Annotated in this window: 14 protein-coding genes; 6 read left to right on the top strand and 8 right to left on the bottom strand. The window is 56.3% G+C overall.

From position 1 onward, the window contains the following. Positions 1–2: 2 nt before the first annotated feature. Positions 3–968, bottom strand: a complete 966-nt coding sequence (locus tag BGP77_RS13640; protein ID WP_108165270.1) for a LysR family transcriptional regulator — start codon at positions 966–968, stop codon at positions 3–5. Between the two features lie 128 nt (positions 969–1,096). On the opposite strand from BGP77_RS13640, the gene BGP77_RS13635 reads away from it, so the two are divergent. Next, on the top strand, positions 1,097–1,990 hold the full coding sequence (locus tag BGP77_RS13635) for a DMT family transporter (protein ID WP_108165269.1): 894 nt from the start codon (positions 1,097–1,099) through the stop codon (positions 1,988–1,990). An 18-nt stretch (positions 1,991–2,008) separates the two neighbouring features. On the opposite strand, the gene BGP77_RS13630 is transcribed toward BGP77_RS13635, so the two are convergent. Beyond that, positions 2,009–2,770 carry an ABC transporter substrate-binding protein gene (locus tag BGP77_RS13630; RefSeq protein WP_158269379.1) on the bottom strand — a complete coding sequence of 254 codons (762 nt, stop codon included), beginning with the start codon at positions 2,768–2,770 and terminating at the stop codon, positions 2,009–2,011. A gap of 4 nt (positions 2,771–2,774) precedes the next feature. Continuing rightward, the gene (gene argF, locus BGP77_RS13625) at positions 2,775–3,683 is read right to left on the bottom strand and encodes an ornithine carbamoyltransferase (protein ID WP_108165267.1); all 909 of its coding nucleotides are present in this window, start codon (positions 3,681–3,683) and stop codon (positions 2,775–2,777) included. A gap of 239 nt (positions 3,684–3,922) precedes the next feature. On the opposite strand from argF, the gene grxD reads away from it, so the two are divergent. The 3 genes from grxD to BGP77_RS13610 all read left to right on the top strand — a co-directional run bounded on the left by grxD (position 3,923) and on the right by BGP77_RS13610 (position 5,716). Then, on the top strand, positions 3,923–4,258 hold the full coding sequence (gene grxD / locus BGP77_RS13620) for a Grx4 family monothiol glutaredoxin (RefSeq protein WP_108165266.1): 336 nt from the start codon (positions 3,923–3,925) through the stop codon (positions 4,256–4,258). Between the two features lie 13 nt (positions 4,259–4,271). Then, positions 4,272–5,072, top strand: coding sequence for a HesA/MoeB/ThiF family protein (locus BGP77_RS13615; protein WP_233252361.1), 801 nt, complete (start codon positions 4,272–4,274; stop codon positions 5,070–5,072). A 68-nt stretch (positions 5,073–5,140) separates the two neighbouring features. Beyond that, positions 5,141–5,716, top strand: a complete 576-nt coding sequence (locus BGP77_RS13610) for a YqgE/AlgH family protein (protein ID WP_108165264.1) — start codon at positions 5,141–5,143, stop codon at positions 5,714–5,716. A 21-nt stretch (positions 5,717–5,737) separates the two neighbouring features. On the opposite strand, the gene BGP77_RS13605 is transcribed toward BGP77_RS13610, so the two are convergent. From BGP77_RS13605 to BGP77_RS13590, 4 genes are all read right to left on the bottom strand, one after another. Beyond that, positions 5,738–6,331, bottom strand: coding sequence for an SCO family protein (locus BGP77_RS13605; RefSeq protein WP_108165263.1), 594 nt, complete (start codon positions 6,329–6,331; stop codon positions 5,738–5,740). Between the two features lie 24 nt (positions 6,332–6,355). Continuing rightward, positions 6,356–7,192 (bottom strand): cytochrome c oxidase assembly protein, encoded by an 837-nt coding sequence (locus BGP77_RS13600; protein ID WP_199224277.1) that lies wholly within the window; start codon positions 7,190–7,192, stop codon positions 6,356–6,358. A 65-nt stretch (positions 7,193–7,257) separates the two neighbouring features. Continuing rightward, entirely contained in the window at positions 7,258–9,726 is a 2,469-nt protein-coding gene (locus BGP77_RS13595) for a heavy metal translocating P-type ATPase (RefSeq protein ID WP_108165984.1), read from the bottom strand. Positions 9,727–9,788: 62 nt separating this feature from the next. After that, complete coding sequence (locus tag BGP77_RS13590) at positions 9,789–10,364, bottom strand: thymidine kinase (RefSeq protein ID WP_108165262.1); 576 nt, start codon at positions 10,362–10,364, stop codon at positions 9,789–9,791. A gap of 102 nt (positions 10,365–10,466) precedes the next feature. Here BGP77_RS13590 and xthA point away from each other — a divergent pair, with 102 nt between their 5' ends. Both xthA and BGP77_RS13580 read left to right on the top strand, forming a co-directional pair. Further along, entirely contained in the window at positions 10,467–11,294 is an 828-nt protein-coding gene (xthA, locus tag BGP77_RS13585) for an exodeoxyribonuclease III (protein WP_108165983.1), read from the top strand. Between the two features lie 38 nt (positions 11,295–11,332). Then, the gene (locus BGP77_RS13580; protein WP_108165261.1) at positions 11,333–11,842 is read left to right on the top strand and encodes a GNAT family N-acetyltransferase; all 510 of its coding nucleotides are present in this window, start codon (positions 11,333–11,335) and stop codon (positions 11,840–11,842) included. 248 nt (positions 11,843–12,090) lie between these two features. Here BGP77_RS13580 and BGP77_RS13575 read toward each other — a convergent pair whose 3' ends face one another. Further along, complete coding sequence (locus BGP77_RS13575; RefSeq protein WP_108165260.1) at positions 12,091–15,003, bottom strand: insulinase family protein; 2,913 nt, start codon at positions 15,001–15,003, stop codon at positions 12,091–12,093. Between the last annotated feature and the right edge of the window lie 135 nt (positions 15,004–15,138).

The raw sequence follows: 15,138 nt of genomic DNA, 5'->3' as shown, positions 1-15,138 counted from the left end.
CGTCAGCGCTGGGCGACCCATTCGTCCACCTCCAACAGCCCACTGGCCACGGCTTGCTGACGAACCCACTGGCGCAACAGGCGGATGCCGGCTTCCTGGCGGCGTGACGTTTTAAAAGCGAAGTAGAAGCGATCGCCGGTAACCAGGCTGTGACAGGGAATGCGCACCAGATCCGGGTCGTCATCGACGTTGTGCATATAATCGTTGGTCAACGCCAGGCCCTGATGATGACGCGCCGCTTCCAGCGCCATCAACATATGGCTGAAATGCTGCACGCGGGTGCTCTCTGGCAACGTCAGGTCGGCCTGGGCAAACCAACGGCGCCAGTCTTCGGTATGGATGTCGTAGATGCTATACGTCGATAACAAGGGGTAGCGCAACAACCAGGCGGGATCGATTTGCTGCGGTTCATTGCTGTCAATCAGGCCGGCTTGCTGCCAATCGGCACACATGGATTGCCAGAAGGATCGGCTGGCAATCACGAACATCCGCTCGCAATACAGCAGATCGGCGGTAAAGCCCCGGTGTTCGTTCTGCAGGGTTATAAAACAGTCGGCGACCCGATCCGACAATTGCGGCGACTCGTTCATCATTTCCAGTGCCAGGTCCAGCTGGGGATGCTGCCGTTGTAGTGTGGGAAGCCGGGGAATCAACCAACGCACGGCAATAGAGCTGTACATGGCGATCCGTACCCGGGTATCCACTCGGCCTTGCAGTTGCTCGCTGGCGCACTCCAACTGAAACAACGCCGAACTGACTGCCTCCTGATACTCCCGCCCTTCGTTGGTCAAACTGAGGCGACGACCCTGACGTTGAAACAGCGTCTCGCCCAAATAGGCTTCCAACTGATGAATTTGATGGCTGACCGCGCTCTGGCTGACGTTCAGCTCAACCGCGGCGCGTGAAAAGCTGTTCAAACGAGCGACGGCTTCAAACACCGGCAAGGCTTTCAGCGGTGGCAATTTCATCGCAAACCTCAGTATCTAAAAAACTAATAGATAAAAGAATAACTCATTTCTCGTGATGACACTGTCTCACTAAACTGCCCTGCTCTGGTGCGACTGAGCGCCTTCATCGTTTTAATCAGGAGTAGGATATGTCGGGTAAGACGGTTCCCAGCGCCATTCTTTTGCTGGTAATCGGCAACGCCTTGGCGCTGGTGTCGGACATCATCATCAAGCTTCAGGACGCCGATGCACCCATTTTTCAGTTTATTCTGGTGCGCACGCTGTGCGTGCTGGTGATTCTGTCGCCCTTGATGCGTCAGATCGACCGTCAGCAGCTATTGCGAGGCTGGCGAATCCACCTGTTGCGCGCCCATATCAGCATCTTTGGTATTGCCTGCATGGTGGTGGCATTGAAATCCCTGCCACTGGCGACCGCCAATGCCGTCTTCTACGCCGCTCCCTTATTGGTCATGCTGCTCGGCCTGCTGTTTTTCGGCGAGCGTTTGACCGCACCAAGCCTGACCGCGGTGCTCAGCGGCTTTATTGGTATCGTGGTGATCCTGCGTCCGGTCAATGTTGATTGGGGTGCCTTAAGCGCCGTCGGTGTGGCGTTTACGCTGGCGCTCGGTGTGCTGCTGGTGCGTAAGTTGCCGTCGGGCCAATCGACGGTACATTCACTGGTGCTGGTGCATGTGTTGATGGTGCCGACCTTGGTCCTGCTGGCTCTTATTGAAGGCGCCCCTTGGAAGACCGAAATCCTGCTGTCAGGTGTCGGATCGGCCTTTTTTATCCTCTGCTATCAGGTCACGGTGCTGAAGGCCTATCGCTGGGTCGCCGCTAATCAGGTCACCAGCGCTGAATACACGGGACTTATTTGGGCGTTGCTGGGGGGCTGGGTGTTCTTTGGCGAGCAACCGGACCTGTTTTTCATTCTCGGCTCGCTGTTAATTGTTGTGCCGTTGCTGTGGCTGGGTTTGCGTGAGCGTCGGCCGCGTCGTCGGGCTTCCATTACCAGTGCGGAATCTCAGCCTTCCTCGATATAAAGTACGAGTGAGGCGGGTTTAATCTTCAGCCTCTTCCGGCCACAGGGTTGGGTAACCTCTGACAATACGTCCGAAATCGCCGTTGTTTTTCAAGCGCGCCAGGCCGGTATTGAACTGTTCGATAATGGCTTTCCCGGCCGGGGTTTTTGCGGCGATCAAATAATGATGACTGCGTTGAACCGGCGTTGTGGCGAGGTGGAAATCGTCGGGATTCAGATGATTGACCTGCGCCTGGACTTCCCATTGCAGGTTGTTACTGAGTAGAAAATCAACGCGTCCGGCCAGCAGCATGCGAAAGCAAGAGGTGTATTGCGGCGCATCAACAACCTCGATAATCCCTGCGTCGATGCCGTCGCGAATAGCCGCGGGCAGCCCCCAGCCTTGCGCCCTGCATAAAGCCATGCCCTGCAACGACGCCACCGACGCGTAGTCCAGTGGCTGTGTCGCGCGGCTGATTATCACGGTGTCGACGTTCATAAAAGGATCTGAAAATACCATTTCAGATTCGCGTTGATCGGTGTGGACATAGGGAAAGGTCGCGGCAAAGTCGCCGTTCAGGGTGGCACGGTAGCCGCGTAACCAAGGTTGGAAATGTATCTCGACCATTGCTCCTGTGGCGGCAAATGCGGCCTGAACCAGGCGTGTGCTGAGCCCGCCATCGGGCAGGTCTTGGTCGGTAAAGGGTGGGTAGTCATTCCCGGTCACCAACATGACATCAGCCCGGACCGAGACAGCCAAGGCCATCCCCAGGATGGCCAGTACGATACGTTTAGCACTCACCGCATTACTCACTGCAGAGCAGAAACTCCAATAATGCCTTTTGCGCGTGTAGACGGTTGCCCGCTTGCTCCCAAACGACCGCGCGTGGGTCATCCAGCATGTCTTCGCTGACTTCTTCGCCACGATGCGCCGGTAAGCAATGCAGGAACAAGGCCTCTTTATCGGCTTTGTCCATCAGCGCAGGCGACACCTGGAAACCGTCGAAGGCTTTAAACCGCGCTTGCGCTTCTTCTTCCTGACCCATGCTGGCCCAGACGTCCGTGGTAACCAGGTGGGCACCTTCGACCGCTTCGGCCGGATCGCGCAGAATACGCACCCGATCACCCGCTTCGTCAACCAGAGACTGAATGGGCTCGTAGCCTTCCGGGCAGGCAATGTTCAACTGGAAATCGTACAGACGGGCAGCGTTGATGTAAGAGTTACACATATTGTTGCCATCACCGATCCAGGTGACGGTCTTGCCCTGAATCGGGCCACGCACTTCGTGGTAGGCCTGCATATCGGCCAGCAGCTGGCACGGGTGGTAATCGTCGGTCAGGGCATTGATGACCGGCACCGAGGCGTATTTGGCAAAGGTGGCGACTTTCTCGTGCTCGAAGGTGCGGATCATCACCGCGTCGACCATTTGCGACAGGACGCGGGCGCTGTCTTCGATCGGTTCGCCGCGACCGAGCTGGGTATCACGCGGTGACAGGAAAATAGCGCCACCACCAAGCTGAATCATGCCAGCTTCAAAGGAAACGCGAGTTCGGGTTGAGGATTTCTCAAACACCATACCCAGCACGCGGTTTTTCAGCGGCTCATAGCGGGTGCCGCGCTTGAACATGCCTTTGAGTTCGATCGCGCGTTCGACCAAATGCCGAAGCTCGTCCGTGCTCAGGTCGTTCAGTGTAAGGAAATGCCTGACCGCCATGCTGTTTTGCCTCTCAATGATTGTGCTGGTTTATTGTCGTAACCGCGCAACGGCGCGGAAAACCCTCGATAATACTGAAGCAGCAACAGCGCAGCAATGCGCAGATTTTTTCCAGCCGCCCGAGTGCTGTCATCCCATCCATTGAAAACAGGCGCCTCATCCCCATCTGCACGAAGACAGAAATGGCGTACACTAGCCGCCATTGACTCCACTCCTTATTGACTAATGGACGCAGCAAGATGAGCGACGAGACCCTCAACACCATTAAAGACCAAATCGCCAGCAACCCCGTGCTGCTGTACATGAAGGGCAACCCGAATCAGCCCATGTGCGGCTTTTCCGCGCAAACCGTTCAGGCGGTGATGAATTGCGGTAAGCGTTTCGCTTATGTCGATATTTTGTCCAACCCGGATATTCGCGAAAAACTGAAAGAATTTGCCAACTGGCCAACCTTTCCCCAATTGTGGGTGAACGGTGAACTGATTGGCGGCTGCGACATCGTGACTGAAATGGCGGGTAACGGTGAACTGCAAGAGTTAATCGACGAAGCGGTACCGGAAGACCAAGCCGGTTGATGATTCAGGCCCGATGGCATCGGGCCTTATTCCCTCCTTTCTTATGACTCCTTTCCCCGATCTCACCGACGATGAACTGTTGCGCTATAGTCGCCATATCTTGCTTCCGCAGGTGGATATCGCGGGTCAGCAACGAATTCGCAATGCCTCGGTGTTGGTGGTTGGCGCCGGTGGCTTAGGCAGCCCTATTCTGTTGTATTTGGCGGCAGCCGGCGTTGGTGAGCTGCGTATTGCCGACGGAGATACGGTCGATGCCACCAATCTTCAGCGCCAGATCGTTCATACCACTGACAGCGTTGGCCAGGCTAAAACAAGCAGCGCAGCGGCGACCCTCAAACGTTTAAACCCCGATTGCCAGGTGGTTGAAATTGATCGGGCACTCGATCAAGACGGTTTGCATCGATGGGCTCAAGGCTGTGACTTGGTGGTGATCGGAACAGACAGCTTCGCCAGTCGTTATGATGCCAATGTGGTCTGTATTGAGCTGGGTTTACCCTTGGTCAGTGGCGCTGCCCTGGGTATGAGCGGTCAGGCAACCAGCATTGACGTTCGTCGCGACGACAGTCCGTGCTTTCGCTGCCTCTACCCCGATGGAGAGGATGGTGAAGTCAGCTGCGCCACCTCAGGTGTTCTGGGCCCGCTGGTCGGTATGATTGGCGCCATTCAAGCCACCGAAGCGCTTAAAATTCTGGCCGGGATTGGCGAGCCTCTGGTCGGACAGTTGCTGACCGTCGATGCGCTCGATATGAGCGTGCACCGCTTTCAATTCAAACGTAACCCCACCTGCCCCGACTGTGCTCATCGCCCGACCTGAATCGGCTTGACCTAAACCGACTGGGCTGGCGTACTAAAGCGAACGATATCAGCGCTGGGAACCCCTTCATGAGCACGCAACACGATGATGGCAGCAGCCTCAGCAACCACTTTATTGTCGCCATGCCGGATATGTCCGACCCTTGGTTCAGCGGCACGGTTTCCTACCTTTTCCAACACGATGGCGATGGCTGCATGGGCCTGGTCATCAATCGCTTAACGTCCATGAAGCTCGGCGATGTGTTCGATTCCCTCGACATTGAATGCGACGACCCGGTGCTGTGTGACACTCACGTCTATTCCGGTGGTCCGGTGATGCCAGAACACGGTTTTATCATTCATCACTCCAAGGAAGGCCCGTGGAGCAGCACGGTGAATAACGGCTATATCAGCATCACCACCAGCCCGGACATTCTCGAAGCCATCGCTCGTGGCGGCGGTCCCAGTGATTATTTGGTCTGCCTGGGGTGTTCCGGTTGGTCGCCAGGCCAGCTGGAGGGCGAACTTAAAGGCAATGCCTGGCTGACGGTACCCGGCGATATGGGCCTGATCTTTGAGGAAGGCATCGAAACCCGCTATGACGCGGCGCTAAAACGGCTGGGAATCGACAAGATGTTTCTCAGTGACAGTGGCGGCCGCGCTTAACAGCCAACCGCCGCTCGATGATCAAAGCTGCGCCAAGCGCATCAGGTCGGCCGAAATTCTGTCGGTCGGCAACTCACTTTTGATCAGCACCCGCGTTTTTCCTTCAGCGTCGAAACCATACACCGCAGAACTGTGTGAGACGTTGTAAAAGCCGTTCTCATCGGGCTCGCCATAACCATAAGTCGCGCGCATGCGCTTATTCAGAGTCTCTAGCTGCCGCTGGGTCCCTGTCAGACCGATAAATTGCGGACCAAAGGCTGAGGTGTATTCGCGCAGGCGATCGGGCGTATCGCGCTGAGGATCGACGCTGACGAACAACACCTGATAATCATCCTGCTGATCCGCCTGCAGTCGATCGATCGCGCGTGACAGACTGGCCAGCGTGCCCGGGCAGATGTCCGGGCAGTTGGTAAAGCCGAAAAACAGCAACGTCGGTTGGCCAATGTAATCGCTCTCGGTCACCGCATCACCGTCTTCGTTGATCAGCTCAAATTCCAGGTCCGGCATCACTCCGGACAAATCCGTGCCTTCCCATTGGACTTTTTCGCCGCCACAGGCGCTCAGTAGCCCCAGCACCGTGAATACCAGTGCGGCAGGCTTCCACAAGGGTTGCATTACATCGTTCTCCTTAGGTAATGATCAGGCAGTGGCCGGCCGGTTGGACGCATGTAGCAGGCGTCGCAACACAATCAGCATGGTCAGTACGGCCATCATGCCAGGAGGAATCCAGGTGAGGATGCCACCAAGCAGTTGATCGTTCATTGGGTCGATCGGCCAGGCACGACCGCAAACGTCGTAGACATCGAATAAGGGCTCGCGGCTGGTGGCAATGTAGGCACCCAGCCACAGCTGGGGAATGGTGACAAACCAAATCAGCAGGATGCGTTTGCCAAAACCGAGTGTACGCGACTGCTCCGGATGGCGCGGATCCAGAATCAGCCACCAGAACAACAGCCCTTCCAGCCACATACTCCAGTTCATGACCAGGTAGTATTGCTGATCCAGCATGGCGCGGAAATGGATACCCGGCTCCAGCCAAAAGAAAATCAGACCGAAAAACAGCACACCGGCAAACAATGGGTATTGAACGATGGCGTACGTCCAGCGAACCGGGGCGGATTGCAGCAAATTGCCCAGTAATAGTCGGGAACGACCTTCCGGGACACCCGCAGCCAGCACGCGCCACGGATTCGCCAAACACAACAGAATCGGCGCCAAATGGTGCAGTACCAGATGCTGGCCACGGTGAATAAAGAACATGAACTGAGCGTAATAGTCGAACCGGGTGTGCAGCACGGTATAGGCCAACAGCAAGCCTAACCAGAACAACAATTGGCGGCCGGGATGTTCACCCTGCCCGGTCTCTTTCAATGCCTGACAACCGCGCACATAGAGTACGGCCGCGGTACCAAAAAACACCACGGCCAACCAGGAAAATTCATAGGGAAGTACGAAGTTCAGGACGTCAGTAATCACAGTAACCGTTCCGGCGGGCTGAAGAGTCCACTCTAGCAGGCCCGCCAGTAAAAGATAAAACGTCTTTAGTCGTTATCGCCCAGTTTTAGTGCACGCAGGCGCAACGCATTACTGATCACGGAAACCGACGACAGACTCATGGCAGCGGCGGCCAGCATCGGCGATAACAGCGCACCGACAAAGGGATACAGCACACCCGCCGCGACAGGCACGCCGAGGCTGTTGTAGACGAAGGCAAAGAACAGATTCTGTTTGATGTTGCGCAAGGTCGAACGCGCCAGTTTTCGCGCGCGCACCAGTCCGACCAAATCCCCTTTGATCAAGGTAATGCCCGCGCTCTCGACGGCAACATCGGCGCCTGTGCCCATGGCGATACCAACGTCAGCCGCTGCCAGCGCGGGCGCATCGTTAATGCCGTCACCGGCCATGGCAACCTTGCGACCCCGGTCGCGCAGCTCTTCGATCAGTTGCTGTTTACCTTCCGGGGTGACGCCAGCGCGAATTTCATCGATACCCAGTTCACGTGCGACGGCCCGTGCGGTGGTTTCGTTGTCACCCGTCGCCATCACCAGATGCACGCCCTGCTTTGCCAGCGTCTTAATGGCATCGGCCGTGGTGGCTTTGATGGGATCGCGGACAGCAACCAGTCCGGCTAACTGACCATCCACGGCGACAAAAATGACTGTCTTACCGTCTTGGCGCAGTGATTCTGCGATGTCCTGCAACGCATCGAGACTGACATCGCGCTGCTCAAACAAGGCGGGATTGCCCAGCCACAGCTGCTTACCTTCCACCTCACCGACCACGCCCTGGCCGGTGATGGATTCGAAACTGGAGACATCCACCGGTTCAGCACCTTCCTCCTTCGCGCCGGCAACCAAGGCCTCGGCCAATGGATGCTCGGAGCCGCGCTCCAGACTGGCGACCCAACGCAGCAATTGCTGACGATCCTGGCCATCGGTCAGTTCCACGTCGGTCAGCTTGGGACGGCCTTCGGTCAGGGTGCCGGTTTTATCGACCACCAAGGTATCGATGGCCGCAAACCGCTCCAGCGCCTCGGCATCTTTGATCAGAACGCCTGCCTGAGCGCCACGACCGGTGGCGGTCATAATCGACATTGGTGTCGCCAGGCCCAGTGCGCACGGACAGGCAATGATCAACACCGACACGGCGGCCACGATGGCATAAACGAAGCTGGGCTCAGGCCCAACCAGCGACCAAACCACAAAGGCGATTAAAGCAACCGCCACGACGGTTGGCACAAACCAGGCAGCAACACGGTCGGCCAGGCCTTGAATGGGCGCTCGCGAGCGTTGTGCTTTAGCAACCATCTCGACGATCTGCGACAAAACGGTGTCATCACCGACCCGTTCAGCCATCATCACCAGGCTGCCTTGCTTATTGAAGGTGCCACCGGTCAGTGCATCGCCAACGGCTTTTTCGACCGGCACCGACTCTCCTGTGATCATGGATTCATCGACCGCTGACTGCCCTTCAGCAACAACGCCATCAACCGGGATACGATCGCCTGGCCGCACTCGCAGTTTGTCGCCACTGCGGACAGATTCGAGCGACACCTCTTCGTCCTGACCATCGTCTTTAATGCGCAGCGCGGTTTTCGGCGCCAGGTCCATTAAGGCTTTGATCGCCGATCCGGTTCGCTCACGAGCACGCAGTTCCAATAGCTGACCAAGGAAGATCAACGCCACGATCACCGCTGAGGCTTCGAAGTAAACCGCCACCTGGCCACCGTGCTGGCGGAAGCTATCCGGAAACGCACCCGGTACCAGCGTGGCGATCACGCTGTAACCGAAGGCGGCGCCGACGCCAAGCATGATCAAGGTCCACATATTGGGACTGCGATTGATGATCGAATTCCAGCCGCGCACAAAGAACGGTTGAGCCGCCCAGAGCACCACTGGCGTGGCCAGTACCAGTTCAATCCAGATCGCCAGGCGTTCACCCAGCCAGTCACGGAATGGCAATCCGGCCATGGAACCCATCGTCAGAATCAGTAACGGCACCGCTAAGGCAACGCTGACCCAGAAACGGCGCGTGAAATCGATCAACTCGGGATTTGGCCCAGTATCGACAGCGCCCGGGTTCATCGGCTCCAGGGCCATGCCGCATTTGGGGCAGGTGCCCGGCCCTTCCTGAACAATTTCCGGGTCCATCGGACAGGTGTAGAGCGTACCTTCAGGCATGGGTTCCGGTGCCGAACGATCACCGAGGAAGGTGTCGGGTTCGGCTTTGAAGCGCTCGGCGCAGCGTTCGGAGCAGAAGAAAAAACGTTCGCCTTGATGGTGTTCAACGCCAGCCGCGCGAGCGCGTTCGACGGTCATACCGCAGACCGGGTCTTCGTCCGTCAGGTACTCTTCGGGATGCGTCTGAAAGCGGTCACGACACCCAGGGCCGCAGAATCGGTACGTCGTGCCCTGGTAGTCGGCTTCGGGCTTTTCCGCCTCAGGGTCAACCGTCATGCCACACACAGGGTCGCGGGACATAACGGAAGAATGGTCGTGATGGCAACTCATGCGGTTCTCCTCGATCGATTGATCAGCGGTGACCGAGGCTAAACCTTGACGCAACTGGAAGGTCAAGCGTCGGCGATGGCTTCCTTATAATGACGTCGACACATTGAGACATAACGCTCGTTACCACCAATCACAACCTGATCGCCTTCTGCAATAGCACGACCGTTTTCATCCAGGCGCGCCACCATGATGGCCTTACGGCCACAGTGACAGACCGTTTTCAGTTCACTGAGTTTGTCAGCGATGGCCAGCAGGCGTTCCGAACCGGGAAAGAGTTCGCCGCGGAAGTCGGTACGAATGCCGTAACACAGGACTGGAACACGGTCGTCATCCACCAGCGTTGCCAGTTGATCCACTTGTTCCCGGCTCAAAAACTGCGCTTCGTCAACGAGAATGCAGTCGGCTTTATTGGCTTTATCTCGGTACCAAGCAATCAGATCGGTATTGGCGTCGAAACAGTCGGCGGGTTTTTCCAGCCCAATGCGTGAGCGGATAACGCCCTGGCCGTAGCGATCATCGACGCGAGCGGTCAACAGCAAGGCGTTCATACCGCGTTCGCGGTAGTTGTATTCCGACTGCAGCAGTGACGTCGATTTGCCGGCGTTCATCGCCGAATAATAAAAATAGAGTTGGGCCATGAGTGGGTGTTTCCGGAACGGGTGATTAAAGATTTGCTGGTTTCAAAGCCGGCGGTGGTTCGCAATAATAGCCGCCACTGTCTGACTCAGGAAAGCACTACCATGCGCATCATCTCGTTCAATATCAACGGCATACGTGCCCGCTTGCACCAGCTGGACGCGCTGCGTCGACTGCAGGACCCGGACATTCTCTGTCTGCAAGAAATTAAAGTTCACGACGATATGTACCCGCATGACGATGTCCAACAAGCCAGTGGCTTACAGTCGGTAACCTGGGGCCAGAAAGGCCACTTTGGTGTCGCAACGTTAAGCCGGACAGCACCACAAAGCGTTGAACGCGGCTTTCCCGATGATGAAGACGATGCTCACCGACGGATGTTGATCAGTCGGCATGCGGTGGCTGACGGCCACACCTTGACCGTACTCAACGGCTATTTCCCTCAGGGTGAAAGCATCCACCACGAAACCAAATGGCCAGCCAAACGTCGTTTCTATGCCGACTTGCTGGCTTGGTTGGAGAACAACGTCACCCCAGATGACCTAGTGATCGTGCTGGGCGACTTCAACATTGCCCCGGTCGATGAAGATCTTGGTATTGGTGAAAAGAACGTCAAACGTTGGCTCCGTGACGGTAAGTCTGCCTTCCAACCAGAAGAAAGAGCCTGGTTTGAAAAATTGCGTGACTGGGGATTAACGGACAGTTATCGCCATCTCTATCCCGACAACAACGAATGGTTCAGTTGGTTTGATTACCGCTCCAAAGGCTTTGAAGACACGCCCAAACGGGGACTGCGTATCGACCATCTTCTGGTCAGCGCGCCCTTGGTTCCGTTGATCCGGGGAGCCGGAATCGATTATGAGATTCGCGCTCTGGAAAAGCCGTCCGATCACGCACCGGCCTGGCTCGATCTCGATTTAAAACTGGTGTAACGTCTACCGCGTAGACGTTACGCGCAGGAATCACCGTGATGGAATTCAAAACGCAACGCCTGCTGCCCAGACTAAGAACCCTCGCCGATCTGGATGACAGCTATGTCCTGGACCAGCAGCCAGGCGTTTTAGACCACGTTCAAGGTCACTGGCAGGATCCCATCGCGCATCGAGCGTTCATTCATCAGCGAACGGTTCAGGACTATGGTGAGGGTTTGGGCTATTGGGTTATCAGCCTGGCCTCCCAGCCTGAGCAGTTTTTGGGCTGGGTTTTGTTAATACCCGTTGACGCTGTCGGTCCGGACATTGAGATTGGCTGGCGATTGTTGCCACAAACCTGGGGTCAAGGCATCGCCACTGAAGCAGCGAAAGCATTGCTGAACCATGCCTTTGAAAACCTGAGGCTTGAACGCGTCATCGCCGACATTCACCCCGACAATCTTCGCTCCAAAGGCGTGGCCCGAAAAATAGGGTTGATGAACACGCATCAGCGGCTGGACGGCTATGAGCGGTTTGCAATCGATCAGGCCCGATTCTTTAGCATCTAATGTCTACACGGTAGTCTTTTCAAGCTGTCAGTGCCCATAGAATGCACTCTCCAGAGCGGCGACACACCTCGAACAGAACCGTCATCTCCGATCAATTGCGCTACGGTGCCCTGCTCCATGAACGTCAACATCGACCTGGGAACGACTTAGCGTGGTCGAACTCTTGGGTTTGAACGCGACATTCTGTCCAGTCATCAGGCATAAAAAAGGCCCCTTTCGGAGCCTTAGCGGGTTCAGCAAACGGAGCCTTAAAGGGTCTCGATGCTGAATCCTTGTTCGGTCAGCGCATCCGCGTGTTCTTTGTCCGTGACCACTGCAGCAGAGGCGCGTTCCGCATCAAAATAACGCTCAGCGACGTTGGCGATATCGGCCGGTGTTACTGACAGCAAGGCTTCACGATAAGCCTTGCGGAAGGTATCGGTCCGGCCAAACAAGCGGTTTAGGAACGCCTGTTTCGCTTCTCCGGCCGGTGATCCCGGTTTATCCATCGAACTGACCACGCCCAGAATGGCGGATTCCACCTGGTCGGCGGTCGCACCGGTGTCGCGTACCCAGTCAATACTGGCACGGAAGTCGTTGAGCGTGCCGTCAATGCGTGGGTCTCGGTAAGAATAAAACCGGAAGGTCCCGGTATTGGAGTCGTGACTGGCACCCCCACCGTAGGCGCCACCCTGCTCACGGATGGTGCGATGCAGGTAATTGTCACGCAGCACACCTGCCAGAACGGTCAAGGGAGCGGAATCTTCATGCTCAGGCAAAACCGTCGGGTACGCCATGGAACAAAAGTTCACTTGGGTATTCACGGCCCAGGCCAGTTGCTGACCGGCGGCATTGATCGCCGCGGTCTGATCCGGCGCCGACAGTGACTCCGTGCGTTGCGCCAGACCATGGCGTTCAGTTAACTGCGCCAGGCCATCGAGTTCAGTTGGCTCGCCGACCAGTACGGCCAAAGCACGTTGATCGGAGAGTTTAGCGTGCAGATCACTTAAGCGGGCCAGCCATTGATCAAAAGCGGATTCGTCGCTTTTGAATGCCTTAAGCCAGCCTTTCAGGCGACGAATGGCCGGTAATCCACTCATGTCGTAAGTCAGGCCGTTGGCGTAACTGTGGAAGCTGCCAGCAGTCTGCATTGCCAGGGCGTGGCCTTGACCGGTAACGCTTTGTTCGCGGCGGGCGCTCAATTGGGTCAACAGATCACGAATGCGGTTCTTCTCGTCGAATCGGGGTGACGTCCAGTGCTGGGTCAGAATCTGCGTCAGTTCGTCGAAATGGCGCACCAGAGCACGACCGGAAAGCACCAGATAACCGGCGACTTTATCAACGCTGTCGAGCGGGCTGCGGAACTGACTGTAGACGCTCACGCTACCGGTACGAGCGGCCTGCCATTGTTGCATGCCCAAATAATCTTTATCACCGGCGCCGACTTCGGTCAGTAAGGCGGTATAGAGCGGCAGCAAGGCCAATTCGTCGGAGGTCAATTCAGGCAATGGCAAATACCATTGCTGATAACCCAGGCCATTAGTGCCTGCCTGATAGCGGGTAATGGCGCCGTCGGCAACCGGCTGAATGCGTTTCACGTCTGGCTTGACATCGGCCAGGGTCACCTTGGGCAATTGGCCTGCATCGTCCTCTTCTTCCTGACGGGCTTTCAACGCCAGCGCCTGATCAATAATGGCCTGTTGATCGGCTTCGCTCAGACCCTGCTGGATGCGATCGAGCTTGGCGCGTTCATTATCGAGCTGGTGTTGATGCAGGTCGGCATCCGGGCGCAGCGTCAAGCGAACGCGGTGGACGTTATCGAGCAGCAGGCGACGAATCAGGCTGGGAATGTAGTCTGGATCTTTGGCCAGTTCGCGCAGTCGCGCCAGTGCCGGATCGATATCCAACGAATCCATGACCGAACCACCGTGCGTGGCGGCGCCGACGACGCTGAAAATCAGCTGCATCCCATAAGGCATGCCATCGCCAGTGACTTCGCGTTGCGACAGTTCCAACTGGTGCAACATGGCTTCGACGTCTTCTGTCGGCACGCCTTTGTTCGCCACGTCGGTGAGCGTATCGATGATCAATTGCTCAAACTGAGCGGCTTTTTCCGGCTCGCTGCCTTCTAAGCCACAGACGAACATCATCTCGCGATTGGAATCTTCCAGGCCGCACATCGGCGACGGATTTGAACCCAAATCGGTGTTTTCCAACGCCTGGCGCAATGGCGAGGCGCTGTTGTCGAGCAGCACATCGCTGAGCAGGTGCGCTTCCAATTGTGCAAACAAATCGGTTGATTCTCCGAGTAACCAACCATAGACGTGATGCGTCTTGCCACTGAGGTCATCGCCTTCGGCGGCGTAGGCGTCTTCAACGCGCAAAATACGGTTGAATCGACGTTCCAGCGGTACTGACAGCTTGTGATCAAGAGCGTCAAACCGATGCAGCGCTTGTTCGTGAATGCGTTCTTGAATGTCGGCCGCAGGACGATCACCAAAGGTGAAGAAGCTGGCATTACTGGGGTGGTAATGCGTTTTGTAGAAGGATTTGAGCTGCTCGTAGCTCAAATCGGTAATGGCTTCAGGATCGCCACCGCTGTTGTAGTGATAGGTGTTGTAGGGGAACAGATAGTGCTTGATCGCCTGGTACAGCTGACTGACCGGTGAACTCATGGCGCCTTTCATTTCGTTGAAGACGACACCTTTATAGATCAGCGGCGTGCTGGGGTCGGTCGCTTCGGTGAACTCCAGACGATGGCCTTCCTGTCGGAAATCCAGTTCGTTGAGGTTGGAGTAAAAGACGGCATCGAGATAGACCGACAGCAGATTTTCGTAATCCTGGCTGTTTTCACTGGCAAACGGATAGGCTGTCCAGTCGCTGCTGGTCATGGCGTTCATAAAGGTGTTCAGCGAGCGCCGCGTCATCATAAAAAACGGATCGCGCACCGGGTACTTTTCACTGCCGCACAGAGCGGTATGTTCCAGAATATGAGCGACCCCGGTGGAATCGGTCGGCATGGTGCGCAACGCCACCATAAAGACATTTTCCGGGTTATCACTGGCGATGTGGAAATGATCAGCGCCTGTCTGGCGGTGCCGATAGTGTTCCAGCGTGACGTTCAGTGAGTCGATACGACGGCTTTCGATGTGCTCAAATGAGCGATGCGCGGTGGCGGTCATAAAAGAGTCAAACCTTGAATATTCAGCTACCCATAATGGGGTTATGCAACGGTAGCGCAAGTCCCGAAAAGCAGCATAGAGTGAAGCAATAATCGGCAGTCCGCCCTGCTACGCTTTCATGCTCACGCAGATTCC

The sequence above is a fragment of the Saccharospirillum sp. MSK14-1 genome (assembly GCF_003054965.1).
GTDB lineage: Bacteria > Pseudomonadota > Gammaproteobacteria > Pseudomonadales > Natronospirillaceae > Saccharospirillum.
This window is presented reverse-complemented; position numbering and strand designations above follow the sequence as displayed.

Bases quoted from the DNA above. Each gene is read 5' to 3' on its own strand.
- BGP77_RS13615 (WP_233252361.1), top strand. From the start codon at position 4,272: ATGGCATCGGGCCTTATTCCCTCCTTTCTTATGACTCCTTTCCCCGAT.
- argF (WP_108165267.1), bottom strand. From the start codon at position 3,683: ATGGCGGTCAGGCATTTCCTTACACTGAACGACCTGAGCACGGACGAG.
- grxD (WP_108165266.1), top strand. From the start codon at position 3,923: ATGAGCGACGAGACCCTCAACACCATTAAAGACCAAATCGCCAGCAAC.
- BGP77_RS13605 (WP_108165263.1), bottom strand. From the start codon at position 6,331: ATGCAACCCTTGTGGAAGCCTGCCGCACTGGTATTCACGGTGCTGGGG.
- BGP77_RS13595 (WP_108165984.1), bottom strand. From the start codon at position 9,726: ATGAGTTGCCATCACGACCATTCTTCCGTTATGTCCCGCGACCCTGTG.
- BGP77_RS13635 (WP_108165269.1), top strand. From the start codon at position 1,097: ATGTCGGGTAAGACGGTTCCCAGCGCCATTCTTTTGCTGGTAATCGGC.
- BGP77_RS13590 (WP_108165262.1), bottom strand. From the start codon at position 10,364: ATGGCCCAACTCTATTTTTATTATTCGGCGATGAACGCCGGCAAATCG.
- xthA (WP_108165983.1), top strand. From the start codon at position 10,467: ATGCGCATCATCTCGTTCAATATCAACGGCATACGTGCCCGCTTGCAC.
- BGP77_RS13610 (WP_108165264.1), top strand. From the start codon at position 5,141: ATGAGCACGCAACACGATGATGGCAGCAGCCTCAGCAACCACTTTATT.
- BGP77_RS13575 (WP_108165260.1), bottom strand. From the start codon at position 15,003: ATGACCGCCACCGCGCATCGCTCATTTGAGCACATCGAAAGCCGTCGT.
- BGP77_RS13640 (WP_108165270.1), bottom strand. From the start codon at position 968: ATGAAATTGCCACCGCTGAAAGCCTTGCCGGTGTTTGAAGCCGTCGCT.
- BGP77_RS13580 (WP_108165261.1), top strand. From the start codon at position 11,333: ATGGAATTCAAAACGCAACGCCTGCTGCCCAGACTAAGAACCCTCGCC.